Source organism: Aequorivita capsosiphonis DSM 23843 (genome assembly GCF_000429125.1).
In the GTDB taxonomy this organism is placed as follows: domain Bacteria; phylum Bacteroidota; class Bacteroidia; order Flavobacteriales; family Flavobacteriaceae; genus Aequorivita; species Aequorivita capsosiphonis.
The window spans coordinates 220391-245854 of record NZ_AUBG01000007.1 but is presented as its reverse complement, the minus strand read 5'-3'; the positions used below and the strand labels follow the sequence as shown (position 1 = coordinate 245854).

Below are 25464 nucleotides of genomic sequence, written 5' to 3'. Positions count from 1 at the left end.
TTCTTAAAAAGATTGTTCAAGGATTTATAAAATAAGGACGCAACATCTTAAAGTAAGTATTGATCATTCAATTGAAATCCCCAAAACTTCCATTATAGCTTTCCAAATGGTATGAAAACCCTATCTTTGCCGCCCTTTAAAAAACAGAATGCTAGCAAAATATCTATTATCCTTTACTCAAAATCCTAAAAACGATATACTTTCTGGACTTACCGTTGCTTTGGCGTTGGTGCCAGAAGCTGTTGCCTTTTCATTTGTGGCGGGCATTGATCCACTTGTTGGACTCTATGGTGCGTTTATAATGGGCCTTGTAACAGCAATTTTTGGTGGAAGACCGGGAATGATTTCAGGTGCTACCGGGGCGATGGCAGTTGTTATGGTCCATTTAATCCAAAAAGGGAATGAAGTGGGGTTGACCCTGGCAGAACCCGTTGATTATCTAGGACTGCAATGGCTCTTTATCACGCTTTTGTTTGTTGGAGCAATCCAAATTTCAGCAGGAGTCTTTAAGTTAGGGAAATTTGTACGCCTAATCCCCCATCCCGTTATGATGGGTTTTGTAAACGGTCTTGCCATTATTATTTTTCTTTCGCAATTAGGCCTTTTTAAGGAAAGTCGTGGTACTGTGCCGCAATGGCTTACAGGGACGGACTTATGGATAATGCTCGCTCTGGTTGGGATAACAATGGGTATTATGTTCGGCCTACCTAAGCTCACCAAAAAACTTCCCGCCGCATTAATAGCTATCATCGTGGTGGCATGCATTACAATTTTTGGAGGAATTGATGTGAGCACCGTTGGTTCTTTTATTCGCGACGGAGGAGGTAGTGGCCTTAAAGGCTCCTTACCTGTTTTCCAAACACAGATTTTTGGATTTCTTGAAACCTTAAACGGGCATTGGGATCTGATAATTTCAACCGCATTTTTGTTAGCTGCTGTTGGCTTGATTGAATCTTTAATGACCTTGAATTTAATAGATGAAATGACCGAAACTCGCGGTAGCGGTAATCGCGAATGTGTTGCACAGGGAGGTGCTAATATGCTAAACGGGCTCTTTGGAGGTATGGGTGGTTGCGCTATGATTGGGCAATCCATTATTAACGTTAGTTCTGGTGGACGTGGAAGACTTTCCGGTGCCACGGCAGCAATTGCGCTATTATGTTTTGTGCTTTTTGGAGCTCCGTTAATTGAACAAATACCTATTGCCGCATTGGTTGGAGTAATGTTTATGGTGGTGATAGGAACCTTCGCTTGGAGCAGTTTTAGGATTTTACATAAAATACCATTGGCAGATGCCATAGTTTTAATAACCGTTTCAGCAGTAACTGTTTGGCAGGATCTCGCAATCGCAGTCTTGGTAGGGGTTATTATGAGCGCGCTTGTATTTGCCTGGAAAAGCGCTACACGAATCCGTGCACGAAAAAGACTTAAAGAAGACGGTACGAAAATTTACGAAATCTGGGGACCCTTGTTTTTTGGTTCAACTACTGCTTTCAATAGTAAGTTTGACGTTTCAACGGATCCAGATTGCATTGAAATTGATTTTATAGAATCTAAAATATCGGATCATTCCGGGGTAGAAGCGGTTCGAAATATTGCAAATAAATATTTAGATAGCGGAAAACAAATTAAATTGACCCACCTCAGCCCAGATTGTAAAGAGCTCTTGCTAAAATGGAATCCTGAATTTGAAACCATAATTGAAGATTCCATCGAAGATCCGCGGTATTATGTGGTTACTGACACTTTAGATTCCGAAGTATTGTAGCATTTAATTTTTTCTCGAAAAGCTGAAATCAACTTTTTTATCTTGGTCATTTACGGTGCCTTCAATCCAAGCATGTAGCGAATCTTTTGCCGGATTTGTATATGTTATACGTTCTGGAAAATCATGGCTCTTATTTTCAAATGTAAACTGTTTTTCTTCGGAAGGAATAAGTCTAAATGCAACAGGAGACGCTCCTTTTTCGTTAGCTGTAGCAACGGTCAATAGCAATCGTTCCCCTTTCTGTTCCAGCGCCATGGTTTCGGCAAAAACAGTTTCACCATCTACTTGAGTGAAACTAAAGGCCGTAAATGTGCTGTCATTCTCCTTTGACCAAGTTTCTTGTGAAAATTCCTCACCAGATTCATTAGTCCACGTTCCCAGAAGCCATTCTAACTGCCCTATTTTTTCATATTTTTTATTGGAAACAAAACGTTCAGCGCTTTCATTGTCAGAATTGTTTTTACAGGAATAAATCAATATCGGAAGTAAAATGAGGAGAATATACTTTTTCATAAAAGTCATTTAAATGTTAGAAAAATAATCTACAGTATACAAAGCTAAGCTTTCTTTACTTTCATTTAAACTTTCGTAATCAGAATCCTTAATTTTATCCTCAATAAATAGAAGTATAAAAATCGATTTTGATTACCTTTAAATGTATTTTCTTTTTAAAATGACCACAACTAAAAAACCTATTGATGAATCTCTGAAGGAATATGGTCGCGGAATAACCGGTGGACTACTCTTCAGTTTGCCAATGCTTTATACTATGGAGCTTTGGTGGGCCGGTTTCATTGCCAATCCACTTCAATTAATCATTTATTTTATTGTAGGATTTTCGCTTTTGATGGTGTATAATCATTACGTGGGAATCAGAAGAGAGCATTCCATTTGGGAAGGTTTTATGGAATCTGCCGAAGAATTGGGAATGGGCATCTTGCTCACGATATTTATTTTGTGGATTACCGGTAGGATTGCACCAAATATGTCGCTTAATGAAATAAGCGGCAAGATAGTGGTAGAAGCTATAACGATGGCCATAGGTATCTCGGTAGGAAAATCACAATTGGGCGGTGACAACAACGATACCAAAGAAAAAGACACCAATGAAGAAGAGTCAAAAAACAATACCAGGAATCCGCATTTAGTGCGTTCAATAGGAATTGCTCTTTGTGGCGCCATCCTTATAGCATCCAACGTAGCACCTACTGACGAGGTCATGGTAATTGCCGTGGAAGCCAATGTTTATAAGCTCTTTATTATTTCGCTCCTTTCTATTGGTATAGGGGGAGCCGTGTTATACTACCTAAATTTTAAAGGAGCTAAAAGTCTTGTACTGCAGCCCCAGAATCATTGGGATGCAGTTTTAGGAACAGTAATAATGTATGCCATCGCTCTTTCTTCCTCAGCATTTATGCTATGGTTTTTTGGACGTTTTGGTGGATTGTCCCTTTATGGAATGATTGCAGAAACAATAGTCTTAGCATTTCCCGCAGCTCTAGGCGCCTCTGCTGGAAGATTACTTATACAGGTTTGATTATGGGAAAAGGCAAAACAGAAAGAAATTGGCTGGAATGGGCTATAAGTATCCTATCAGGAATATTAGTTTGTTTCACTTTGGGATTTTTGGCATATCAATTAATTTTTGAAGAGCAAACCCCACCAAACATAAGGGTTGTGTTGGGAGAAGTCTCCCAAAAAGATGAAGCCTTTGCCGTACCCCTTGAAGCTTTTAACAAAGGAACCGAAACCGCAGAAAATGTAGTGATAGAAGTTGTGTTGGACGAGGAATCGGACAAAGAAAAAGGTCAAATTACATTTGAATACTTACCAGGAAAATCATCCGTAACCGGATGGGTTATCTTTACCAAAAAACCTCTATCAAAGAGGCTTAAAGCACACGTAATAGGATATAGTACTCCCTAATAATTCTTTTCAATAAATAAAAATTTTCTAGCTTCGGTGAAATTCTAAAGTTTATCTAACTTCAATTTTCATAAAATCCGTAAACCATTTTCAACAGGTTTGTCCGTTTGCAATAGCGTTACATTTTTTCCTTCCACGGCACCCAAAACCAGACATTCACTCATAAAGTTAGCAATTTGTTTCTTTGGAAAATTCACTACGGCAACTACTTGCTTCCCAATCAATTCTTCTCTTTCGTATAATGAAGTAATCTGTGCTGAAGTTTTACGTTGTCCCAATTCACTTCCAAAGTCAATCAAGAGTTGATAGGAAGGATTACGTGCCTCGGGAAAATCATTCACTTCAACGATCGTTCCAACGCGCATTTCAACCTTTTCAAAATCGAACCAGCTAAGATTATTCACCATGATGCAATTTCAATTTTTGGATCATTTCTGGAGATATCTCGCCTTGATCTGCGCCATAAGCATCCACAAGTAATCCTTTTAGACCGTCTTTTGTTTCAATTAAATAAAGAATAGTATTATCTCCAGGGTTAGTCATTCCTTCAAAGCGGTAAAACTTAACAACGTCAAGTTCCCCGGCTTTCCATTGCTTTTTAAGAGATTTGGATTCTATGCCCTCGCCTACAAGATTAAAATCTTCAGTAAAACCTTGGTCTTGTAAATCTTGGATTGCTACAGAAAGTGATGTATAAGAGTTTTTCATAATTTTTCGTTTAGATTTTAAAGTTAATGGAGATATTCTGTAACGGCAAAGTTTTATAAATTCTTTAATAGAAAAAGTTTTGGAGTTTGCCTGTAGAAGGGGTTAGGAGATTGCCCGCCGTAGGAGGGTTTAGGAGTTTAGGAGTTTAGGAGTTTAGGAGTTTAGGAGTTTAGGAGTTTAGGAGTTTAGGAGTTTAGGAGAAATTAAAGAAACTTGACGGCTTGGCGTCTTTGCGTGCAATTTTTATCATAAAGTTGCCAAGAATTATAAAGAACATTTCTCTAGGCCCTCTGCGACTCAGCGATGAAAATTAGTAAGTGAATCGAGCTTGAATACACCAACCTAGAATCTCCTACACTAAAATAACGTTTCCAATGAAATAAAAAGCCCAGCGTCTTTACATGCCCGAAATCGTATTTTTAAAGCTAAATTTATATTTTATTTAGAAAAGACAAATATGGCCAACACAGAATCAAAAATGCTTCCTTTGGGAACTAAAGCACCAGATTTTATATTAATAGATGCAGTAACCAATAATCCAGTTGCTATAAAGGACGTTCGAGGGAAAAAAGGCACTGTGGTGATGTTTATTTGTAACCATTGTCCTTTCGTAAAGCACGTTAATGACGAAATTGTGCGTATATGTAACGACTACCGTGTTACTGGTTTTGGCTTTGTTGCCATAAACAGCAACGATATTATAAAATACCCCCAAGATTCTCCACTACAAATGTGGGAAACAGCCAGGAAAAACGATTACCCCTTTCCATATTTATTTGATGAAACACAGGAAGTAGCCAAAGCTTACCATGCGGCTTGCACTCCAGATTTCTATCTTTTTGATGCTGACTTAAGACTTGTATATCGCGGTCAATTGGACAACTCAAGACCTGGAAATGGAATTCCCGTAAATGGTCGCAACCTTCGTGAAGCTTTGGATAATATTTTAAACAACAATCCCCAACGCAAAGATCAAAAACCGAGTATGGGATGTAATATTAAGTGGAAGAGCCCCCTAACACCCGAAGGGGGAACTACCTTGCTGTGATTTGGGGTTCGAGATTCGGAATTTGGAATTTGCTGAAATCTAATTTAAGAAAATTCATTAGGATTTATTATTTATGAAGTATTTAAAAGAAAAAACTGTATTAATCACCGGCGGCGCATCTGGAATTGGCAAGATTATGCTTCGTTTAATGCTAGAGCGCAATGCCAAAGTGATAATTTGGGATATTAACCAAGATAATATTGATCAAACAATTTCAGAATTTTCTGAAAACCAAAATCTATTTGGCTTCAAAGTAGATGTATCTAATCCCGAGCAAATTCAAGAAACAGCAAAAAAAGTAAAAAAGGAAATAGGTGTGGTAGATGTGTTGATCAATAATGCAGGAATCGTTGTAGGTAAATTTTTCAATGAGCATTCCACTACAGATATTGCTAAAACAATGGAAATTAATGCCATTGGACCTATGTATGTAGCTAAGGAATTTTTAAAAGACATGTTAAGTCAAAATTCTGGACATATCTGCAACATTGCATCCTCTGGAGGCTTAATTTCAAACCCCAAAATGTCAGTTTATGCATCGAGTAAATGGGCACTAATTGGCTGGTCAGACAGCTTGCGTTTGGAAATGAAGCAATTGGGGAAAGACATAAATGTTACTACAATAATGCCCTATTATATCAATACAGGTATGTTTGATGGCGTAAAATCTAAGATTCCAATTCTCGAACCTGAAGCAGCCGCGCTCACTATTGTAAAAGCGATTGAGAGGAACAAGAAAATGGTGACCATTCCAGGGTATATCTATAGATTTACACGGTTCGGCCAAGCAATAATGCCAATAAATATATTTGATTGGTTTGCGAGCGACGTCTTAGGAATTTACAAAACAATGGAGCATTTCGTTGGTCGTAAAAAATAGTTTCAAAAGAAAGAAATCTCCATTTTCCCTCGCTAATAAAGAATTAAATGAAGATTTCTTGAATCTTGAATATTAAATTTGAATCTTGAACTTTGAACCTTGATTTTACTTCACATCCATCAATTCCACATCAAAAATCAAAGTAGCTCCAGGAGGAATTACTCCGCCAGCACCACGCTCACCGTAAGCTAAATGTGAAGGAATCACAAATCGGGCTTTATCACCAACTTGCAGCAATTCAATACCTTCATCCCATCCTTCAATTACGTGACCTTTCCCTAATGGAAAATCGATTGGCTGCTTTCTTTTATAAGAAGAATCAAATTCGGTTCCGTCAGTTAACATTCCCTTGTAGTGCACAGAAACAGTCTTTCCTTTTTCAGCTTTTTTACCGTTTCCTTTAACAATCATTTTATAAAGAAGTCCGCTATCCGTACGATCGAAACCTTCAGAAACTTTCTTTATTTCATCTTCTTCTTGCTGCTTTTTTTTAGCAAGGTTTTTTTCCCTTTCACCTGTAAAACTTCTAAAACCTTCCACAGCATTCCATTTTTCGGCTTCTTCGCCTACACGGATAATCTCAACCTTCTGCATCGTATCGCCTTGTGTAATGCTGTCAACAACATCCTGTCCTTCAACCACGTTTCCAAAAACAGTGTGTTTATCGTCTAACCAAGGTGTTGCCACGTGAGTAATAAAAAACTGACTTCCATTACTCGCAGGTCCAGAATTGGCCATAGAAAGTACTCCTGGAGTATCGTGACGAAGCTCTGGATGGAATTCATCTTCAAAGCTGTAGCCTGGACCGCCAGAACCTGACCCCTTTGGATCTCCACCCTGCACCATAAAATCTGGGATTACACGGTGAAATTTCAGGCCATCGTAATAAGGCGTACCCTGTGGTTTTGCTGAATTTTCTAAATTCCCTTCCGCCAAGGCTACAAAGTTACCAACTGTTCCCGGAGTTTTATCGTAGGTGAGTTTTATAAGAATTTCACCTTTTTCTGTCGTTATTTTTGCGTAGATTCCGTCTTGCATCTGTTTATTTTTAAATGAGGTGCAAAGTTAGTTAATTCTGAATTGAAAAATGTAACAAATCATCAACCCGTTCGTCATATAAACAACCCTCCGAAAACTGTCGGAACCAAAAACTTTTCTGTGGAACATATTCTAACTCTTACTAATCTCACCAAGAAATTTGGCGCAATTACAGCTGTAAACAATCTGTCCTTCACTATTGAAAAAGGTAACGTTTATGGCATCCTTGGCCCGAACGGAAGTGGTAAAAGCACCACACTAGGTATCGTGCTCAATGTGGTAAACAAAACATCAGGCAATTTTGATTGGTTTGATGGCAATACCTCCACCCACAATGCTTTAAAGAAAGTAGGTGCCATCATTGAACACCCCAACTTTTACCCATATATGACGGCCACTCAAAACCTGAAATTGGTTTGTAAAATAAAAGAGGTTTCTGAGGAAAAGATTTCAGAAAAATTACAGCTCGTCGGGTTATTGGATCGAAAGGATAGCAAGTTTAGCACTTTCTCCTTGGGAATGAAACAGCGTTTGGCGATTGCTTCCGCACTATTGAACGATCCAGAAATATTGATTCTTGATGAACCCACCAACGGATTAGATCCGCAGGGAATCCATCAGATTAGAGAAATAATTAAAACCATTGCTTCACAAGGAACAACTATTCTTCTAGCTTCACATTTATTGGATGAAGTGGAAAAAGTTTGTACCCATGTGGTTATTCTTCGAAAAGGAGTAAGCCTGTATTCTGGTAGTGTAGATGCCATGAACGCCAGTCACGGCTTCCTCACGATGCACAGTAATAATATGGAAATGCTCCAAAGCGCTTTGGAAGGAAATCCCGCTTTCGGAAAGATAAAAAGAGAAGGCGAATTCCTAATTGTTTATCTCAATGAGCCACTAGATGCTTCCGAAGTAAACAAACTTCTTTTTGAAAAAGGAATTACACTTTCGCATCTCGTAAAACGCAAGGAAAGCCTTGAAGAACAATTTCTGGAACTCACCAAACAAAAATAATCTACCATGTTCAGATTACTAAGCATAGAACTTCAAAAACTGCGCTACAACCGTGCAGCAAAAGTTATCTCCATAATATATTTTGTTCTCATCACATTTATTGCCCTTATTGCTTCCATTGAATTCAACTTTGGCAATTTTCATTTTCGTGTGGCCGATCAAGGGATTTTCAACTTCCCGTTTATTTGGCATTTTGACACCTATATGGCGGCCATCTTAAAATTGTTTTTGGCTATTGTTATCGTTTCCATGATGAGTAACGAATACAGTTATAGAACCCTAAAACAAAACCTAATTGACGGCCTTAGCAAAAAGGAGTTTTTGCTTTCAAAGTTTCTCACAGTCCTACTCTTTTCAGTTATTTCAACAGTATTCATTTTTGCAGTTTCCTTGATATTAGGACTTTTATTTTCAGATTATACTGAAATTGGAATCATTTTTAGTGGTATGGAATATATTGGCGCCTATTTTATAAAGCTCGTTGCCTTCTTTTCCCTTTGTCTTTTTCTTGGCGTTCTGGTGAAGCGTTCCGCCTTTGCTCTTGGATTTTTGATTGTTATTCAAATTGTAGAATGGCTCATTTACGGACTGATGAAATGGCAATTCTTTAAGGATACAGAAATAGCAGATCAGGTTTCGCAATTCTTTCCGCTTAATGCAATGGCAAACCTTATTAAAGAACCGATGAGCCGTTTGGGAGCTATACAATCTGCGGCAAATCAGTTAGGGGAAAGCTTTACAAAAGATTATAGCGTCAGTTTTTTAAACATACTGATTGTCTTGGTTTGGACTGCACTCTTCCTGTACTGGTCTTATGCTATTTTGAAGAAAAGAGACCTTTAAAAAATAATGTTTCCCAATGATTTGATTACTTTTTTTTGTGAAACCCTGTGTCTATTTGCGGCCCTTTGTGTTATAGCTATTACGCAGAGTTCCACTGAGGAAACGCAAAGTAACACAAGAGTTTAGGATAGTAAATACCTACCTTCAAAAAACAATAGAGCGTCATTTTTTGCTATATTTAGCAACCAATCAACCTCACTAATCTTTGAAGCATCTTATTTTCATATTCTGCTTTTTAACTTCCTTGCAAGTTTTATCACAAGATATTTCACTCTATCAACAGTTTAATGGACATTACGATTATACTGCCTTCGGAAATACATTAAACACGGAAGAAAATGGCCCCGGTGGACAATGCTTTATCCTTACCAGTAGTAGTGCCAATTTTCAACTTCAGCCAAATCAAGAAGTAATTGCCGCATATTTATACTGGGCAGGTTCAGGACCAGGAGATTTCGATGTTACTTTCAATCAGCTTCCAATAACTGCAGAACGTACATTCAACGCTCTTTTTACAAGCGACGGCATCGAGTATATCTACTTCGCAGCTTTTGCAGATGTAACCCAGCAAATCATAAATGCTGGAAATGGAAATTATACCCTTTCAGATTTGGACCTTACAGCTATTATTCCAACTTATTGCAGTCCGCCAGGCTCTGGAACCAATTTTGGAGGTTGGGCTGTAACCGTGGTTTATGAAGATCCAAGTTTACCCAGCAATCAAGTGAATATTTTTGACGGCCTGGAAGGCGTTTCCAGAAATAATCAAATTCTTGAAATCACGTTAAATAATTTGATGGTTTTAGACAGCCAAGGAGCTAAAATCGGCTTTCTTGCGTGGGAAGGCGACCGCGGAATTTCTGTAAATGAAACCCTTCGCATCAATGGAAATATTTTAAGCAATCCACCGTTGAATCCGGCGAACAATGCTTTTAATGGCACCAATAGTTTCACGGGAAGCAATGCGCTTTACAATATGGATATAGATGTATATCCTATTTCAAATTATATAAACCCTGGCGATACCTCAGCGACCATCCAGCTCACGAGCGGTCAAGATTTCGTGATGGTAAATAATATTATCACAGTTCTCAATACCGAATTGCCGGATGCCACTATTTCAATTGACGAAATAATAGGTACTACGGAATGTGGGAATCGTGAGCTTAGCGTTGAATACACCGTCTATAATTTAAACAGTACGGATACGTTGCCTGCTGGAACGCCCGTCGCGTTTTATGCAAATGACATCTTGATTGCGCAAGCGAACACCTTGGCTGAAATCCCCATTGACGGGGCAGAAATCGGAATCGTTTCATTTTCTGTCCCTACCAACCTGGAAGCAGATTTTATTTTAAAAGCTGTAGTTGATGACCTCGGAGATGGCACAGGAATTGTCGGGGAAATAAACGAAGAAAACAATGAAGACGAAACACCCATTCACTTACTTTTAAACCCCGAAATAGCTGGGCTGCAAAATTTGCAAACCTGTGATAGCATTGGAGAGGAATATTTCGACTTAACAGAGGCTACTTCAGAAATAGATCCGATATACGATTTAAGTTTTCATCTTTCCGAAGCAGATGCACAGAACAACAACGCCCCTATTCCCAATCCAGAAAGTTTTCAGAATACAGAAAATCCGCAGACTATTTTCATTCGAGTGTCAAATCCAGATTGTTTTTTAACAGACAGTTTTTCGATTGAAGTAATTCCCTGCCCCTTGCCGGATGCAACTATAACCTTAGCCGAAGTGTCCGCATGTAGAGGTCGAGTGCTAAATTTACCATTTACAGTCTATAATTTGGAAGCTACCGGTCCGTTGCCCGCCAATATATATATTGCATTTTATAATGACAGCGTTTTGCTTGGCCTTTCACAAACGCGGCAAAGCATTCCAATTGATGGTAGCGAAAACGGTGAAATTCAACTGTACCTTCCGGAAGGGTTACCTAATAATTTTTCTATTACCGCCGTAGTGGATGATGACGGCAACGGCAACGGTTCTGTTGAAGAATTTCGGGAAGATAACAACATTTTTACCCAGATATTTTCTTTTGAAAGCATCCCTCCCATTCCGAACCTGCCAAATCTTTTGGAATGTGACAAAGGTTTTAGAGAGGCAGTTTTCGACCTAACCGTGCAAGATGAAGTAATTCGCACTTCACCTGAAGATGTGATTAGTTATTTCACCTCCCAAGAAAACGCTTTGGAGAATACCGACGCCATAAACACCCCCTCCCAATACCAAAACGAAACTGAACCACAGACTATTTATGTACGTTTGGAAAATGACATCTGTTTTGCCACAACCTCCTTTCAATTAAATACCGAAAAATGCGCGCCTTTTATTCCTCAAGGATTTTCACCAAATAATGACGGCATAAACGATGAATTTGAAATCAGCAACCTGCTGAATATCTATGACAAGTTTGAACTAAAAATCTATTCCCGATACGGTAACTTAATCCACACCGCTCGCAATAATGATGGCTTTTGGAATGGGGTTGCCACTGAAGGCTTATTGTTTTCGGGAAACCTCGTTCCCGTTGGCACTTATTATTATGTTTTGATACTGAATGACGCCAAATATCCAAACCCAATTGTGGGGTGGGTTTATGTGAATTATTAATGCCTTTCCTTTTATTACAACCTAGTTATCACAAAAACATTCAGTGATATTTCGTGTAGACCTACCCATCACCAACTCCCGCCGCCGCCGCCGCCAAAGCCTCCGCCTGATGAACCGCCGCCGCCGCCAGAAGAGCTACTTGATGGCGAGCTCACCATAGTAGATTTTGCGGATGAAATGGAGCTCGAAAATGATTGCGAAAAATTATTCATCGTCATCACACCGGCTGTTGAACTGTACCAACTAGGAGGTTGCAGATTCAAGGCTTCAAACTTTTTAGCCCATTGATCAAACAACCCAAAAGCTAGCGCATAGCCCATCGTGGTTTCAAAATAGGTGGGACTGTCTTGCATAAGCATTTTCAATTTATTTTCTTCAGCAACTTTAATAAATTGCTTAAATCCTCTCAACTCCGATAGCATTTCATTGCCTTTAGAATTTTTCTTGATCATATACGACGACATAAATAATAGAAAAATGGCAACGGGAATTACGGCAAGAGCCGCAAATATACCCCAGACAAACAAAAAGAGAATACCCAGTAGAATGCCAATCAGTATAACCCCTACAATACTCCAAGTCTGCATTTTTTTTGCAGTTGGATCGTAATAAATTTGAGCCTGACTGGTTAAAAGTGACTTTGCTACTGTCATCTTCGTGTAAAAAGAATCTTTTAGGCTACTGATCAAAACATCATTTTCACCAGATTCAGATCCACTGCCGAAAAGTCCGTTAAATATTTCCTGTTCGTAATCTGGAGCACCTACTGGCAAGGGTCTTAATTGGGTAAGTTTAGTATCATTTTTTCCAAACCAGCTAGTTTTCGGAATCTCCTCCATTTTGATGATGCCGCGTGACCCCCAGTATGGAATTAGCGAAATAAGATCTTCTGTATCACCGCTGTCATCAATCAAAAAACCCGCCATTGCCGGATCTACTCCGTTGGGTGGAAAATAACTTATAGTAGTGACCACCTTATCATCTTTTCCGTATTTGTTCCAAACCCTGTAAAAAACAAAAAGCAAGGCCGCTAGAAGCAAGATCCAACCATAATCTGTCCAAAATGGCCAAAATGGTTTTATTTCCTTGACGGAATTTAATGGAAGGTTTAGTAATGCAGTAACACTCTGCCCTGATACGGAAAGAAAATCAGGGCGACTTTTTGCGGTAAAAACTCCATTGTAATAATTTACATCAAAATCATTGCTAGCAATGGTATCTCCCGTTGCACCGGCATAGATAAAGAAGTCATCAAGACTTGCGTCTATATTTTCTGGAAGTTGGATGCTAAAGTCCAGCTGATGAAAGGAGGCATACCAACCATCGGGTTTTACATCCCAGTAAAAACGAATTTGTTCATCTTCAAAAAGAAAAGCATTATAAACTCTGTATTTTATTTCATAATGCTGTGGCCCAATAATGGTTTTATTCTTATCGCCTATTTTGATTTGGAAATTGTTGCTTATCTTCTGAACAAAATCGGGATCAGTTTCAAACTTATGGCCTGGCACCTTAACCTTTCTAATTTTAATCTTGCGCTCTTCATGTTGTTTTTCGGCAGTCAAAAGATTGTATTCTGTTAATATATCTCGGTAAATCCCGTGTTTAGCTTGCGTAAAATTGAGGTCGTAATTTTCTACAACATCAAAATACCCATCCTCACTAATGAAAATATCCACATGTGCATGACTTACCTCAAAACCCTGTGAGTAGCCTTTTAGAAAAAACAGGATTCCAAAGAGAAAAAGAAACAGTTTCTTATCAAACTGAAACTTAAAATTGTCTCTTATAACATTTTTAATGATCATTATTAAAAATCTAAATGAAGGCTATTGAATAACACAATAACCTATTAAAAGTATGATACTTGAACCCTATTCAAAACTCACTTTCACGTTTTCACGCTCCGCCTCCGCTGCTTCAAAGAAATCAAAGTGTTGATAGCTGAACATTCCGGCAAACATAACTCCAGGAAAACTTTCTCCATAGGTATTATTTTCACGAACGGTTCCGTTGTAATAACGGCGACTACGCTCCAGGTTTTCTTCAATTTCATTCAGTTTTTGCTGAAGGTCTAAAAAGCTGGCGTTCGCTTTTAAGTCTGGATACGCCTCGCTTAAGGCAAAAATACTTCGTAAGGTTTGCTGTAGTTGGTTTTCAGCTTTTATCTGCGCATTTATTTCACCAGAAGGAACTGCCATTGCAGCATTTCGGGCTTGTATCACATTTTCTAAGGTTGTCTTTTCGTGTGCAGCATAGCCTTTTACCGTTTCTACAAGGTTGGGAATTAGATCGTATCTACGCTTTAATGCAACATCAATATTGCTCCAAGCGTCCTTTACCACATTTTTGTTTTTTACAAAACGATTGAAAATGCCCACAAGCAAAAAGGCCAGCAAAACGATGATGCCGATAAGAATTAATACAGTAATCATAGTTTCAAATTTAGTTGGTAGTTAATTATTGAATTTTTATTGTCCAAATTTTTCCTGATTGAACTAACTATTTAAAAGTAAAGAACTAAGATAATATATTTTATGCTTTAGCACTGCCAAATTACAAAGTGTAATTTAGAATTTTACTAGAATTATATTTTATAATTCACATCAAGCCGTAGACATATAGGAAATTGGTTGCGACAATATTTTACTGTTTTCAAGAAGAACTCAAGGCTAATCCTTAGAAAATTCATAGTTTTATTAATTATGGAATTATTCAATGTTGAAGTAGATGATAAAAGAAATTTGTTACCAAAAGATGGCATAGTAAATTATTTTGGAAAGATATTTTCTGAGGAAGAAGCCAACAACTATTTTGAATTACTTCTGAATACCATTCCATGGAAAAATGACGAAGCTGTAATCTTCGGAAAAAAGATTATCACCAAACGAAAAGTAGCTTGGTATGGCGACCGCAAATTTGAATACACCTATTCCAAAGTCACTAAAAAAGCTCAATTATGGACTCCAGAATTACTTCAGCTTAAAAAGTATATCGAAGACAAAAGTGACGAAACTTTTAATAGTTGTCTCCTCAACCTTTACCATTCTGGCGATGAAGGCATGGCATGGCACAGCGATGGCGAAAAAGATCTAAAAAAGAATGGTGCCATAGCCTCGGTAAGTTTTGGTTCCGAACGTAAGTTTGCTTTTAAACATAAAGAAACCAAAGAAACGGTTTCGTTGAATTTGGAACACGGAAGTCTCTTGATAATGAAAGACACCACGCAAAGCCATTGGCTGCATAGATTACCACCTACTAAAAAAGTGAATTCTGCTAGAGTTAATTTAACTTTTAGAACGATTGAAAGTTAAATACCAAACTACAAGTACCAAATTCAAATAAATTCTAAACGTGAAATCTCAAACCTCAAAAATCTATCGCTTGGAATTTGACTTTTAATCTACCTTTAAAAGATAGCCTGGGTTTAGTAAATAAATTAAAGGCAGAGAAGGATTAAGATTTGAAAAAAATCAATTCATAAAGTAAAAGAAATGAGAAATCAAAACTGTAATGACTTTTGTCAATCAATTGACAAAAGAAATACTCCATTGTAATTTCCAGAAATTCTGCGTTCAGTTTTTCTCTTCTTGTGAGAACTTTGTCTGAAATTTTGATCAAGAAAAATACCTACTATTGGGTATTGGGTATATTTTTCACTACAATTATTTTTAAACATCTTGAAAACTAACATCATGAAATTTCCTAAATATGGCTTCTAAAAATTTTCTTCGAATACTAATTTTAATAGTAATTATATTTTCTGTATTAATAAGCTGCACAAAAGAGTCTGAAGACGACGAAGGTCCGAATGGTTGGTGCTTAGAAATGGACGCTAAAGCTTATTATAATGATCTGGAATTTGATATCACTTCTGGATATTTTATAGGTGAAGAGGATCCTGATAATTTGGATAATTCTATAGTAATTGGTATGGTTTCAGATTGCATGCAATTGCGCAATGGACAAATTGAAGGAGTTGAGGGAATGTTTGTAACTTTTGAACTTTTAGCTGATGATCATTATTTTAAATCTGGTGTATATAACAGTGAAGCAATAGACCATATGGCTGTTAGAAATTTTAAATTTATCCCAAAAGTAACTCCGGGTACGGGAGGTTATGAAATTATTGAAGCTGAATACGTAAGCATAAAATTGGTAACTCCTTATGACTCACCGATAGGGCTTTATGAAATAGATATTACAGCAAATCTTAAAAATGGGAAAGTTTTTATATGCCGTTATGATGGTGGTTTTTATGAAGCTCTGCAAGAGATAAACCTTTAATATATTGTCTCTATTAATTAAATAAAGGATTAGAAAGATCTTTCACGAATCTTATTTTGAAATGTCTAAATAACTTACCAGTTCCTTCAAGTAGGATTATGTGTTCAAAAAGCTCCACGCCGTAGATAAGGAATATACTAACAACAGTCCAATAAAAGTGCGACTAATACCAAATTAATAATGTAATGCCGCATTTAAACTCGTTCATTTTCCGGTCGTTTTTTCAATAAGTTATTGGAATATTTTATTGCTTTAAAAATTTAAAGGTTTTTGTTGCCTTACCAATATTTAGTTTAACAATATAAACTCCACTTATAAGCCTCGACATATCTATATTTTCAGTTTTTTTAGATAGACCTTCGGTCAGCATATTCTGACCTAAAATATCGAAAATAGAAATATTTGAGAAAGTATTGTCTTGTGATTTAAGTGTCAAGATTTGGCTATTCTTATTATAGAAATGAGTAAAATCAACATCAGTAGTATAATCGGAAACAGCTAGTGTCTCATTCGTTCTAAAGTTGTCAACATATGCAAAACCTTCGTAATTATCATGAGCAAATCTCACTTGATCTATCAATCCCTCAGAGACTGCGATACCTTCATAAATCAATTCTTCATTTATATAGAATTTAAGGTCTTCACCTACAGTCTCTATTTTCACGTTATACCAAGTTTCCTTTTCCCAATTATGGCCTGTATATACCAGCTGAATTCCGGTAGGACCACCTTTAACAAAAACATTGATTGTACCATCAAAGAAAAAATTGATATAAGTTCTATAACGCTCTTCTTGAAGATCCACCAGACCCATCAGAAAATTGAAGTGTAGCGGATTTTGATCGTCGATATAAATGGCTGCGGAAATTTCAGCATTGTCCATTGAAACTGGAGTAGCATAATTGTAAAATCCCCCCACATAAGGATCTAAACTTCCAGGAAGATCAGGTTCTTGAGTTAGTTTTAGAGAATAACTGCCATCGCTTGCAGCTTCATCCGTGATAACTTGATTTTCTATAAATCCACCAGCACCATCCTCTGTGGTTATCCAATGATTTTGGCCGTTTATATCGCCCAAAGTGTAACCTTCAGATGTTTCAAATGAAATATTTTGCGCATTTAATCCGAAACCAAAGGCAATGGTCAATGCAAGAAATGAGGTAAATTTTTTCAATGTAATATGTATTTTATGAGTTAAGCAAGCAAAACTAACTAATATCCACCTCCAAGTCAAGCCGATTACTACATTATTCTTGCTAAAAAAACTCCCTGAAAAAATTAGTAATGATAAATAAATCCTTAGCCAATAAAGAACTATTATTCAAGGAAAACCGCATTCGCCAAAAACAGTTTTCCATTTTGCCAAAAGGAGCGGAAATTAACATCGTCAACCATATAAATCACGTTGCCTCTGCCCTTTTCCACTTCGGCAAAAACGATGGAATTTTTTAACGACGCATTTGCTTTTTCACCTGAAAAACCCGAAACACTTTCTGGTTCATCTTTTATATAACCCACATTGTATCCATCTTTTAAAAGTTTGTAAGAATCGCTGCCCAACTTTAAACTATAGTAAAAATCTCCATAACCAAATGCCAAGGGATGCGTGTTGTCTAAAGTCACTTTATAAATACTTCCGGTAATCATATTCTTAGTGCTTTCCAGTTCCCGTTGCGCATAGGGCACCAAATTGCCTATAGAATCCTTTTGCTTTTCTTTTTCTTCTTTGGAAAAATTCTCGATTAAATCATATCCATCCTTTCCTTCAAAAAGACTGATAGCATTCCCCATTGCAATCAACTTGCCGCCACTGCTTATCCATTCGTCCAAAGTTTTAAAAGTTTCTTCATCAAAAAGAGGTTTATAATTGCCGTCTGGAAGAATCAAAACATCGTAATCACTCCATTTTATTCGATTGATATTTTCAGTATTTACAGAGGTAATTGGATATTTCAGTTGGGTTTCAAAATAGTGCCAAAGTGAACCGTAATTCAACGAAGATGTTTCCTTCCCACGAAGCATTGCCACTTTTTTATTCTTAATAAGATGAACATATTGCGAACCAAAATCTGTGAGTTTATCAGCAAAACTAGTTGGAGAAGCGTAAAGTTGTCTTCCTATTTCATTTGCCAATTGGGTCACTGTCTTATCAAAATCGGTGTTCGCTTTGTTGTCACTTCGTGTAATAATCAAGCTTCCACGGCCAAAACTATTGCCGCCAAAGCTGAGTTCATTTTCAGAAAAGCGCACTTTGATATCGTTTTTTAACAAAGCCGAAAGAAATTCCGCATCCTTCATACTATCCCATTTGGCAATATATCCAGCAGCGGAAGCATTTGGCAGATTTGAAACAACCGCTTGTGGAGCAGTTCCATTTGCAGCAACTAAAGTTGTACTTGCTACAGCTTCAAGTCCAAACGCATAAGGCAAACTCCAAGCCGTAATATCATAGGTTATTGGAGTTGATAAAGCCGTATTAGGTTCAAAAAGTACCTGAACCATTTTCCCTTTCGGCTGATTGGTGCTTACAACCAAAGCACCTTTAGCATCTATTTTTCCTTTTTTATTGTCTGAATAATTAAAACCTTTTACCGTGCCTTCTTTGGAATAACCATATTTAATTTCGTGCCGATCGAGCATATCTGTCAGCGCTTTTAAATTATCTGGATTCCCTTTTAGCACAAAACTTTTATATTTTAAATCCTGGTTTTTAAAGAATTTTTTGAATTCAGAATTAAGACTCGCAGCCTCTTTTGAAGCCACTTCAATGGTAGATAATCCAGTGGTAGTATGATGTGCGATACGGTCCACCAAAGTAAGTTCGATATCTTCGTCATTGATAATTCCCAAACCTGCCATTCCGTGCCCGGCTTGTTCATAAGTCATTCCAATGGCGCCCATATAAAGCGGATAGGTATCGCCATAACTTGGATACAGCAAATCAAAACTCTCACGCGTAAAGAAAAGCCAACCGTTTTCGTCAAAATATTTGGCATTGTTCTTCCCGATTTTGTTTTGGAATTCCCGTTGAAAAGGAGTGATAATTTCGTGATATGGTTCCGCTCCTGGAGCGAAATAATAGGGATTGTTAATATACTGCTCGTGAAAATCAACGTGAATCTGCGGCATCCACTGGTTGTAGATTTTTAAACGCTGTTGGGTTTCCACTTGACTTGCCCACATCCAATCACGATTTAAATCAAAAAGATAATGATTTGGTCGCCCGCCCGGCCAAGGTTCATTGTGTTCAATTGCATCTCTGGATGAATTGTAAGGCGTAGCTTTCACTTGGTTGTACCAATTCACATAACGATCGCGGCCATCAGGATTTACACCTGGATCCATAATAATTACGGTATTATTCAAATAATCAGAATGTTCGGTAATCAGTTTATAAACAGTGTTCATAGCTGCCTCACTGCTGCTAGCTTCATTTCCGTGTACGTTATAGCTAAGCCAAACGATAGCTTTTTGCGGACTTGCATCTCCAAGAATAATACCGGCATTCTTTAAATTGTCCGTTCGTATTGTTTCCAGGTTCCCCAAATTTTCTTCGGAAGAAATCACCGCATAAGTCAGCCTTCTACGTTCATTGGTTTTTCCGTAGTCCAAATAATTCACCTTCTTACTATTAGCAGCTACGTGTTCAAAATAGGAAACAACATCAGCATGTCTTGAGAACTGGGTTCCAAGTTCATACCCCAAAAATTCGGCAGGGGATTTCAGTTGTGCAAAAACAAGTATAGGCGATAGGCAAAGAAGGAAGGCGAAAACTCTAGTCATTAGATGCGATTTTATTTAGCGGTCAAAGATAGGCAAATTCCAAAGGCGAAAATCCGAATTCCAAATGGCAGGTTTTGCAATTTGAAGCTTCTTATTTGGGATTTGGTCATCATATTAACGTATCTTTAAACCTACACCCAATCCAAAACCATTATTTTTGCTTGAAATTCCCTAAAAAGTTTATGCCAACCCACTCCATTCCCTATAAAAACACCGGATATTTTTCCAAATTAATGTGTGACTACTTAAATGAAAATTCAAGTCTGCATTCTTTTTATAACAGATTTCCTGCTTTGGAAAACTTTAAACCCCAATTTGAGGAAAAACGGAGTCAGTTATCTTTAGCGCAACGTCGCACTTTGGCGAAACGAATCATGCTTCAGTACGGCGATAACAATATATCTCAAGGCACCTTGAGCAATATAGATTTACTTTACGAGCCAGATACTTTTACGGTTACCACAGGGCATCAACTTAACCTTTTCACGGGGCCGCTGTATTTTCTTTACAAAATATTTTCAACCATAAATCTGGCAGAAAAGCTTAATAAGGAATACCCACAACACTATTTCGTACCGATATATTGGATGGCTACGGAAGACCACGACTTTGAGGAAATCAACTATTTCAATCTTTTTGGAAGTAAAGTTGAATGGCAACGCGATGCTTCAGGAGCCGTGGGCGAACTTTCAACTGAGGGCTTGAAAAAAGTAAAGGAACAACTCAAAAAAAAATTGGGAGCCGGCAAAAATGCGGCGAAATTAATTTCCTATTTCGCAGAAGCATATCAAAATAACACCAATCTCGCTGATGCTACGCGGCATCTCGCCAATTCCATGTTTTGGGAATACGGCTTGGTGATTGTTGATGGCAACGACCAAGAACTTAAAAAGGCTTTTATTCCTTATGCCGAAAAGGAGCTCACAGAAAACCTCAGCTTTAAAGAAGTTACTGAAACTACCAAAAAACTGACTGATTTAGGCTTTTCGGAACAAGTGCATCCACGGGAAATCAACTTGTTTTATTTAAAGGAAAACCTTCGTGAACGGATTATTGAACAAGAGGACAGATTTTATGTGAATGAAACAGAAATCTCCTTTTCTAAAGAAGAAATTTTAAAGGAATTGCACGAATATCCAGAGCGCTTTTCGCCTAACGCCTTGTTGCGTCCGTTATATCAAGAGGTTATTTTACCGAATCTCTGTTATATTGGCGGCGGTGGCGAACTTGCATATTGGTTTCAGTTGAAGGACTATTTCGAAAAGCTAGAAGTACCATTCCCTATTCTGTTACTTCGGAATTCGGCGGTTTTAGTTCCGAAAACAGCTTCAGAAAAACTAAAAAAACTCCACGTAAAAATCGACGATCTCTTTCTTCCACAGTATGACCTAATAACGAAACACACGCGGAGTATTTCAAAAATTGATATCGACTTTTCAAAACAAAAGAAACACTTGGAAAAGCAATTTAAAGATTTATATCAATTGGCTAAAAAAACCGACGCTTCATTTCTTGGCGCTGTGGGCGCTCAGGAAAAGAAACAATTGAATGGTTTGGACAATTTAGAAAAACGCTTGCTAAAAGCTCAAAAAAGAAATCTTTCTGAAGAACTGGACCAAGTGAGAAATATTCAAAATCAATTATTTCCGAATCAAAGTCTCCAAGAACGGCAACTTAATTTCTCTGAATTCTATTTGGAATACGGAGAAGATTTGCTGGATTTTCTAAAAGAAAATCTGGACCCTCTTGATTTGAATTTTACTGTTTTGGCATTGTAAGGATATCGATATCTACAGACCTCACAGGTTTTAAAAACCTGTGAGATCTAACGTCTTTTCCATAACACGCACTGAAACATTCGTTAATCCAACCGCTCGTAAACGAGTTCTAGAAAACTTTCAATAAAGAATAATTCGTATTTTTAACCACAGAGCTCACAATGGTTTTACGCAGAGTTCGCTGAGATATACTTTGTGTTTTTTACGCTTTTTTCTTTGTGCTCTTTGTGGTTAACCCAGGAAAGCTCAACACATAGCTTACTTCCATTTGGCATAGAAAAACATTCGCGCACCAGCCTATAGCTGGCAGATTCGTGGCAAGCCCCTTTTACGCTATTTGTTTCTTCTGACTAATCAACGACAGCACAATATAAAGCAGAATTATAAACGGAATCGCAACAAACTTCAGCAAGACCAAAAGTACCCCACAGAGAATCAAAAATATATAGCGCACGGCGTTGCTTTTAAAATCCCAAGTTTTAAATTTTAATGCGAAGAGTGGGATTTCGGCATTCATAAGAATACTACCAAGAAGGGTAATTCCTATTAAAAACCATTTATTTAGAATAATACTTTCCACAAGTTCAGAATATTGAAACTGAAGTATCAACGGCAGGCTTAAAACTAAAATAGTATTTGCGGGAGTTGGTATTCCGATGAAACCTGAGGTTTGTCGTGTATCCACATTAAACTTTGCCAAACGATAGGCGGAAGCAACAACAATCATAAGCCCGATGAGCGGTAAATAGTTTTTTACACCCACATTCCAACCTTCACCAGAAAAAGTTTCCGTGAGCGACTGCATATGCCCAAAATAGGAAAGATTCAGCAGCTGATACATCACAATCCCAGGAACCACACCGCTAGTAACTACATCTGCCAATGAATCTAACTGAAGGCCCACTTCGCTTTGCGCATTAAGTAATCGAGCGGCAAGACCATCAAAGAAGTCGAAGAAAATCCCGAGGAAGACAAAGATGGCAGCGTTAATTAAATCACCCGAAACTGCAAAAAGAACGGCAACACAGCCACAAAGAATGTTTAGGGAGGTAATGATGTTTGGTATTTGCTTTAGCATATAGTTATGAGTCTCAACTTTAGTTTATCCTGAGTATTTCGAAGTGACTTATATTCAATGAAATAGAAATATTAATATAAACTTCGCCACGTATTCGACAAAACGAGAAATCCTTTCTATCTAGTTGAATTTAAAAAGTTTCTTGTAAAAATAGTAAAGTATTTTCGTCCAAAGCTATCAAAACACAATATGTGCATAAATTTATAGTTTAGTATTTTATAAAATAGTCTCATATTTGTCCAAATTTTTAAGATTGAAAGAGAAATTTCTCCTACTTACCCTACTACTCTCCGCCACCTTAGGAGCACAAACGGCACGCAAATATTCTAACGAGTTTATGAATATTGGCGTTGATGCCGCTGCCTTCGGAATGTCCAACGCTGTGATAGCTTCCTCTGGCGACGTAAATTCAGGCTATTGGAACCCAGCAGGTCTGGTCAATTTGGAAGACAACCAGATTTCTGTGATGCACGCATCCTACTTTGCCAATATTGCAAATTATGACTACGCAGCGTTTGCAATGCCTTTGGATGATAGGAGCGCAGTTGGACTTTCGGTAATCCGCTTTGGGGTGGATGATATTTTAAATACCACCCAGTTAATTGACGATCAAGGAAATATTGACTACAACCGTATCAGTAAGTTCTCTACCGCCGATTATGGTTTCACCTTTTCCTATGCACGTAAATTGCCATTGGACGGCTTAAATTATGGTGTAAATGCGAAAGTAATTAGAAGGGTTATTGGGGATTTCGCTTCCTCTTGGGGATTTGGATTGGATGCAGCCATTCAATTTAGAAGTGATAAATGGATGTTTGGAATAATGGCACGCGATATTACAACTACATTTAACGCTTGGAGTATAGACGAAGAAAAATTTGCCGAAATTCAAGGAGCGGTTGAAGGACAGAATCAAGAATTGCCAGAAACTACGGAAGTCACAATCCCGAAATTACAACTGGGAATTGCAAGAAAGTTTGTTTATCAATATGACTTTTCATTATTGGCAGAAGTAGATTTAAACTTCAGATTTGCCGAAACAAATGATATCATTTCTACCTCTTTCGCTAGTATAACGCCGTCTTTAGGTCTTGAATTTGCCTATATAGATATGGTGTATGTTCGTGGTGGCGTGGGTAATTTTCAAAACATAAAACAATTGGACAACACTGATTCCGTAGGTTTTCAGCCTAACATTGGCGTTGGTTTTAGATATAAAGGAATTCAAGTTGATTACGCTTTAACAGATATAGGCGACCAGAGCGCGGCGCTTTATTCCAATGTGTTTTCGCTGAAATTGGACTGGGATATTTTTAGATAATCCTCCTAGACCCAAAGGGGGCATTTGAAAATAAAAAATTAGAATACCAAGCTAAAACTGATAGATTCAAAAAAAATAAAAATTCGTGTATTCGTGATAAAAAATTACATTCTATTCTTACTACTTTTACTAAGTGTTCCTGCCAAAGCGCAGTTTGGATCTTTATCTCCTGCAGGGGAGATTAGTATATTGACCATCGGTCCTGGAGCAGAGCTTTATGACAAGTTTGGGCATAGTGCATTTAGAATCAAGGACTCCCTGAGCGGCGTAGATGTGGTTTTCAACTATGGTGTTTACGACTTCGACACCCCTAATTTCTATACCAAATTCGCCCAGGGTAAATTACTTTATGAACTTGGCGTTAGCAATTATCAGCCTTTTTATGAGAATTATGTAGCTCAAAACAGATTTGTAAAAGAGCAAGTTCTCAATCTTTCAAAAGAGGAAAAACAAGGCATTACAGACTTTCTTTGGAAAAATGCCCTTCCGGAAAACAAAAAATATAAATACGATTTCTTTTACGACAATTGCGCCACAAAAATCCGCGATGTGATGTGGGAAGTCTTGGGAAATAAATTGGCGTTCCATGAAGATCATATAAAAGACGAACTCACTTTCCGGCAGCTTATCCAGCAAAACCTACAAGCTAATACCTGGGGAAGTATGGGTATTGATATCGCCTTGGGTGCAGTAATAGATAGGAAAGCAACACCCATAGAATACCAATTTCTTCCTGAATATGTATTTAAGGGTGCTGCAAACGCCGTTATTCAAAGAAATGGAGAAACTGTAAATCTAGTAAAGTCAACCAAGGTTTTATTTAAGAACTCCCCCACCCCAACAGAAAATAATTTTCTTTTGAGCCCGCTTTTCTTTTTAGGGATATTCGGACTTATAATTATATTAATCACCTTTCGCGATATTAAGCAAGGTACACGAAGCCGCTATCTAGATGTTTTCCTTTTCCTTTTTACCGGGTTGATTGGTGTATTTCTGCTCTTGCTTTGGTTCGCTACTGATCATAGCGCCACCGCAAACAACTACAATTTACTTTGGGCCTTCCCTATCTCACTTTTATTTATGTGGGCTATTTCAAAAAAACATGTCGCTTTAAACTTAAAGCGCTATGTATTATTACTCATCCTCCTTTTAGTGCTTTTAACAATCCATTGGATAACGGGAGTACAGGTTTTCGCCATCGCTTTGTTACCGCTGTTGATAGCTTTAGCGGTTCGATATTTATATTTGATGTATTATATAGGGAAAGAAGGTAAAGTAGCCACGGAATAGTTTATTCTTGATTAGAGTGCTTTTTGAACGGTAGCAATTATGACAGCTTGAGTCAATTAAAAAAGAA

Annotated in this window: 22 protein-coding genes; 13 read left to right on the top strand and 9 right to left on the bottom strand. The window is 37.6% G+C overall.

All coding sequences use genetic code 11. The features are described from left to right. Positions 1-148 precede the first annotated feature (148 nt). On the top strand, positions 149-1768 hold the full coding sequence (locus G440_RS0107460; protein WP_026450736.1) for a SulP family inorganic anion transporter: 1620 nt from the start codon (positions 149-151) through the stop codon (positions 1766-1768). 3 nt (positions 1769-1771) lie between these two features. Here the strand turns inward: G440_RS0107460 and G440_RS20620 are convergent, their stop codons facing one another. Beyond that, complete coding sequence (locus G440_RS20620; protein WP_157417886.1) at positions 1772-2281, bottom strand: DUF6265 family protein; 510 nt, start codon at positions 2279-2281, stop codon at positions 1772-1774. A 160-nt stretch (positions 2282-2441) separates the two neighbouring features. Between G440_RS20620 and G440_RS0107450 the strand changes: the two genes are divergently transcribed. Next, positions 2442-3305 carry a TIGR02587 family membrane protein gene (locus G440_RS0107450; protein WP_051285211.1) on the top strand — a complete coding sequence of 288 codons (864 nt, stop codon included), beginning with the start codon at positions 2442-2444 and terminating at the stop codon, positions 3303-3305. Between the two features lie 2 nt (positions 3306-3307). Further along, positions 3308-3694, top strand: coding sequence for a hypothetical protein (locus tag G440_RS0107445; protein WP_034259160.1), 387 nt, complete (start codon positions 3308-3310; stop codon positions 3692-3694). Between the two features lie 68 nt (positions 3695-3762). Here the strand turns inward: G440_RS0107445 and G440_RS0107440 are convergent, their stop codons facing one another. Together G440_RS0107440 and G440_RS0107435 are read right to left on the bottom strand one after the other, a co-directional pair. Continuing rightward, entirely contained in the window at positions 3763-4101 is a 339-nt protein-coding gene (locus G440_RS0107440; protein WP_026450733.1) for a tRNA-binding protein, read from the bottom strand. Continuing rightward, a complete protein-coding gene (locus tag G440_RS0107435; protein WP_026450732.1) occupies positions 4091-4402 on the bottom strand; it encodes a hypothetical protein in 312 nt (103 codons plus the stop codon). The genes G440_RS0107440 and G440_RS0107435 overlap by 11 nt, the downstream gene beginning before the upstream one ends. Before the next feature lie 457 nt (positions 4403-4859). Between G440_RS0107435 and G440_RS19625 the strand changes: the two genes are divergently transcribed. Both G440_RS19625 and G440_RS0107425 read left to right on the top strand, forming a co-directional pair. After that, positions 4860-5450 carry a thioredoxin family protein gene (locus G440_RS19625; RefSeq protein ID WP_051285209.1) on the top strand — a complete coding sequence of 197 codons (591 nt, stop codon included), beginning with the start codon at positions 4860-4862 and terminating at the stop codon, positions 5448-5450. 73 nt (positions 5451-5523) lie between these two features. Beyond that, positions 5524-6330 (top strand): SDR family oxidoreductase, encoded by an 807-nt coding sequence (locus G440_RS0107425; protein ID WP_026450731.1) that lies wholly within the window; start codon positions 5524-5526, stop codon positions 6328-6330. A gap of 105 nt (positions 6331-6435) precedes the next feature. Here the strand turns inward: G440_RS0107425 and G440_RS0107420 are convergent, their stop codons facing one another. Continuing rightward, positions 6436-7368 (bottom strand): peptidylprolyl isomerase, encoded by a 933-nt coding sequence (locus tag G440_RS0107420; protein WP_026450730.1) that lies wholly within the window; start codon positions 7366-7368, stop codon positions 6436-6438. A 120-nt stretch (positions 7369-7488) separates the two neighbouring features. Between G440_RS0107420 and G440_RS0107415 the strand changes: the two genes are divergently transcribed. The 3 genes from G440_RS0107415 (at position 7489) to G440_RS20615 (ending at position 11860) form a co-directional block, all read left to right on the top strand. Then, positions 7489-8385 (top strand): ABC transporter ATP-binding protein, encoded by an 897-nt coding sequence (locus G440_RS0107415; protein WP_026450729.1) that lies wholly within the window; start codon positions 7489-7491, stop codon positions 8383-8385. A 6-nt stretch (positions 8386-8391) separates the two neighbouring features. Then, complete coding sequence (locus G440_RS0107410; protein ID WP_026450728.1) at positions 8392-9228, top strand: ABC transporter permease; 837 nt, start codon at positions 8392-8394, stop codon at positions 9226-9228. Between the two features lie 205 nt (positions 9229-9433). Further along, positions 9434-11860, top strand: coding sequence for a T9SS type B sorting domain-containing protein (locus G440_RS20615; RefSeq protein WP_169718948.1), 2427 nt, complete (start codon positions 9434-9436; stop codon positions 11858-11860). Positions 11861-11928: 68 nt separating this feature from the next. Here the strand turns inward: G440_RS20615 and G440_RS0107400 are convergent, their stop codons facing one another. Both G440_RS0107400 and G440_RS0107395 read right to left on the bottom strand, forming a co-directional pair. Next, positions 11929-13668: a DUF2207 domain-containing protein gene (locus G440_RS0107400; RefSeq protein ID WP_026450727.1), complete on the bottom strand. Its 1740-nt coding sequence runs from the start codon at positions 13666-13668 to the stop codon at positions 11929-11931. A 66-nt stretch (positions 13669-13734) separates the two neighbouring features. Beyond that, on the bottom strand, positions 13735-14295 hold the full coding sequence (locus tag G440_RS0107395; RefSeq protein WP_026450726.1) for a LemA family protein: 561 nt from the start codon (positions 14293-14295) through the stop codon (positions 13735-13737). A 270-nt stretch (positions 14296-14565) separates the two neighbouring features. On the opposite strand from G440_RS0107395, the gene G440_RS0107390 reads away from it, so the two are divergent. Further along, positions 14566-15174, top strand: coding sequence for an alpha-ketoglutarate-dependent dioxygenase AlkB family protein (locus G440_RS0107390; protein ID WP_026450725.1), 609 nt, complete (start codon positions 14566-14568; stop codon positions 15172-15174). Between the two features lie 397 nt (positions 15175-15571). Continuing rightward, entirely contained in the window at positions 15572-16147 is a 576-nt protein-coding gene (locus G440_RS0107380) for a hypothetical protein (protein WP_026450724.1), read from the top strand. A 244-nt stretch (positions 16148-16391) separates the two neighbouring features. Here the strand turns inward: G440_RS0107380 and G440_RS0107375 are convergent, their stop codons facing one another. Continuing rightward, positions 16392-17321 carry a T9SS type A sorting domain-containing protein gene (locus G440_RS0107375; RefSeq protein WP_051285206.1) on the bottom strand — a complete coding sequence of 310 codons (930 nt, stop codon included), beginning with the start codon at positions 17319-17321 and terminating at the stop codon, positions 16392-16394. Positions 17322-17464: 143 nt separating this feature from the next. Next, a complete protein-coding gene (locus G440_RS0107370; RefSeq protein WP_026450722.1) occupies positions 17465-19930 on the bottom strand; it encodes a M14 family metallopeptidase in 2466 nt (821 codons plus the stop codon). A gap of 182 nt (positions 19931-20112) precedes the next feature. Between G440_RS0107370 and bshC the strand changes: the two genes are divergently transcribed. Further along, positions 20113-21708, top strand: a complete 1596-nt coding sequence (bshC, locus tag G440_RS0107365; RefSeq protein ID WP_026450721.1) for a bacillithiol biosynthesis cysteine-adding enzyme BshC — start codon at positions 20113-20115, stop codon at positions 21706-21708. 328 nt (positions 21709-22036) lie between these two features. Here bshC and G440_RS0107360 read toward each other — a convergent pair whose 3' ends face one another. Next, positions 22037-22786, bottom strand: a complete 750-nt coding sequence (locus tag G440_RS0107360; RefSeq protein WP_026450720.1) for a CDP-alcohol phosphatidyltransferase family protein — start codon at positions 22784-22786, stop codon at positions 22037-22039. Between the two features lie 253 nt (positions 22787-23039). On the opposite strand from G440_RS0107360, the gene G440_RS0107355 reads away from it, so the two are divergent. Both G440_RS0107355 and G440_RS0107350 read left to right on the top strand, forming a co-directional pair. Continuing rightward, positions 23040-24107, top strand: coding sequence for a putative type IX sorting system protein PorV2 (locus G440_RS0107355; RefSeq protein WP_026450719.1), 1068 nt, complete (start codon positions 23040-23042; stop codon positions 24105-24107). A gap of 93 nt (positions 24108-24200) precedes the next feature. After that, positions 24201-25397, top strand: a complete 1197-nt coding sequence (locus G440_RS0107350) for a lipoprotein N-acyltransferase Lnb domain-containing protein (RefSeq protein ID WP_026450718.1) — start codon at positions 24201-24203, stop codon at positions 25395-25397. Positions 25398-25464: the final 67 nt, after the last annotated feature.

Coding starts and splice junctions, on each gene's coding strand:
- G440_RS0107460 (WP_026450736.1), top strand. CDS start 149: ATGCTAGCAAAATATCTATTATCCTTTACTCAAAATCCTAAAAACGAT.
- G440_RS20620 (WP_157417886.1), bottom strand. CDS start 2,281: ATGAAAAAGTATATTCTCCTCATTTTACTTCCGATATTGATTTATTCC.
- G440_RS0107450 (WP_051285211.1), top strand. CDS start 2,442: ATGACCACAACTAAAAAACCTATTGATGAATCTCTGAAGGAATATGGT.
- G440_RS0107445 (WP_034259160.1), top strand. CDS start 3,308: ATGGGAAAAGGCAAAACAGAAAGAAATTGGCTGGAATGGGCTATAAGT.
- G440_RS0107440 (WP_026450733.1), bottom strand. CDS start 4,101: ATGGTGAATAATCTTAGCTGGTTCGATTTTGAAAAGGTTGAAATGCGC.
- G440_RS0107435 (WP_026450732.1), bottom strand. CDS start 4,402: ATGAAAAACTCTTATACATCACTTTCTGTAGCAATCCAAGATTTACAA.
- G440_RS19625 (WP_051285209.1), top strand. CDS start 4,860: ATGGCCAACACAGAATCAAAAATGCTTCCTTTGGGAACTAAAGCACCA.
- G440_RS0107425 (WP_026450731.1), top strand. CDS start 5,524: ATGAAGTATTTAAAAGAAAAAACTGTATTAATCACCGGCGGCGCATCT.
- G440_RS0107420 (WP_026450730.1), bottom strand. CDS start 7,368: ATGCAAGACGGAATCTACGCAAAAATAACGACAGAAAAAGGTGAAATT.
- G440_RS0107410 (WP_026450728.1), top strand. CDS start 8,392: ATGTTCAGATTACTAAGCATAGAACTTCAAAAACTGCGCTACAACCGT.
- G440_RS0107400 (WP_026450727.1), bottom strand. CDS start 13,668: ATGATCATTAAAAATGTTATAAGAGACAATTTTAAGTTTCAGTTTGAT.
- G440_RS0107395 (WP_026450726.1), bottom strand. CDS start 14,295: ATGATTACTGTATTAATTCTTATCGGCATCATCGTTTTGCTGGCCTTT.
- G440_RS0107390 (WP_026450725.1), top strand. CDS start 14,566: ATGGAATTATTCAATGTTGAAGTAGATGATAAAAGAAATTTGTTACCA.
- G440_RS0107380 (WP_026450724.1), top strand. CDS start 15,572: ATGGCTTCTAAAAATTTTCTTCGAATACTAATTTTAATAGTAATTATA.
- G440_RS0107370 (WP_026450722.1), bottom strand. CDS start 19,930: ATGACTAGAGTTTTCGCCTTCCTTCTTTGCCTATCGCCTATACTTGTT.
- bshC (WP_026450721.1), top strand. CDS start 20,113: ATGCCAACCCACTCCATTCCCTATAAAAACACCGGATATTTTTCCAAA.
- G440_RS0107360 (WP_026450720.1), bottom strand. CDS start 22,786: ATGCTAAAGCAAATACCAAACATCATTACCTCCCTAAACATTCTTTGT.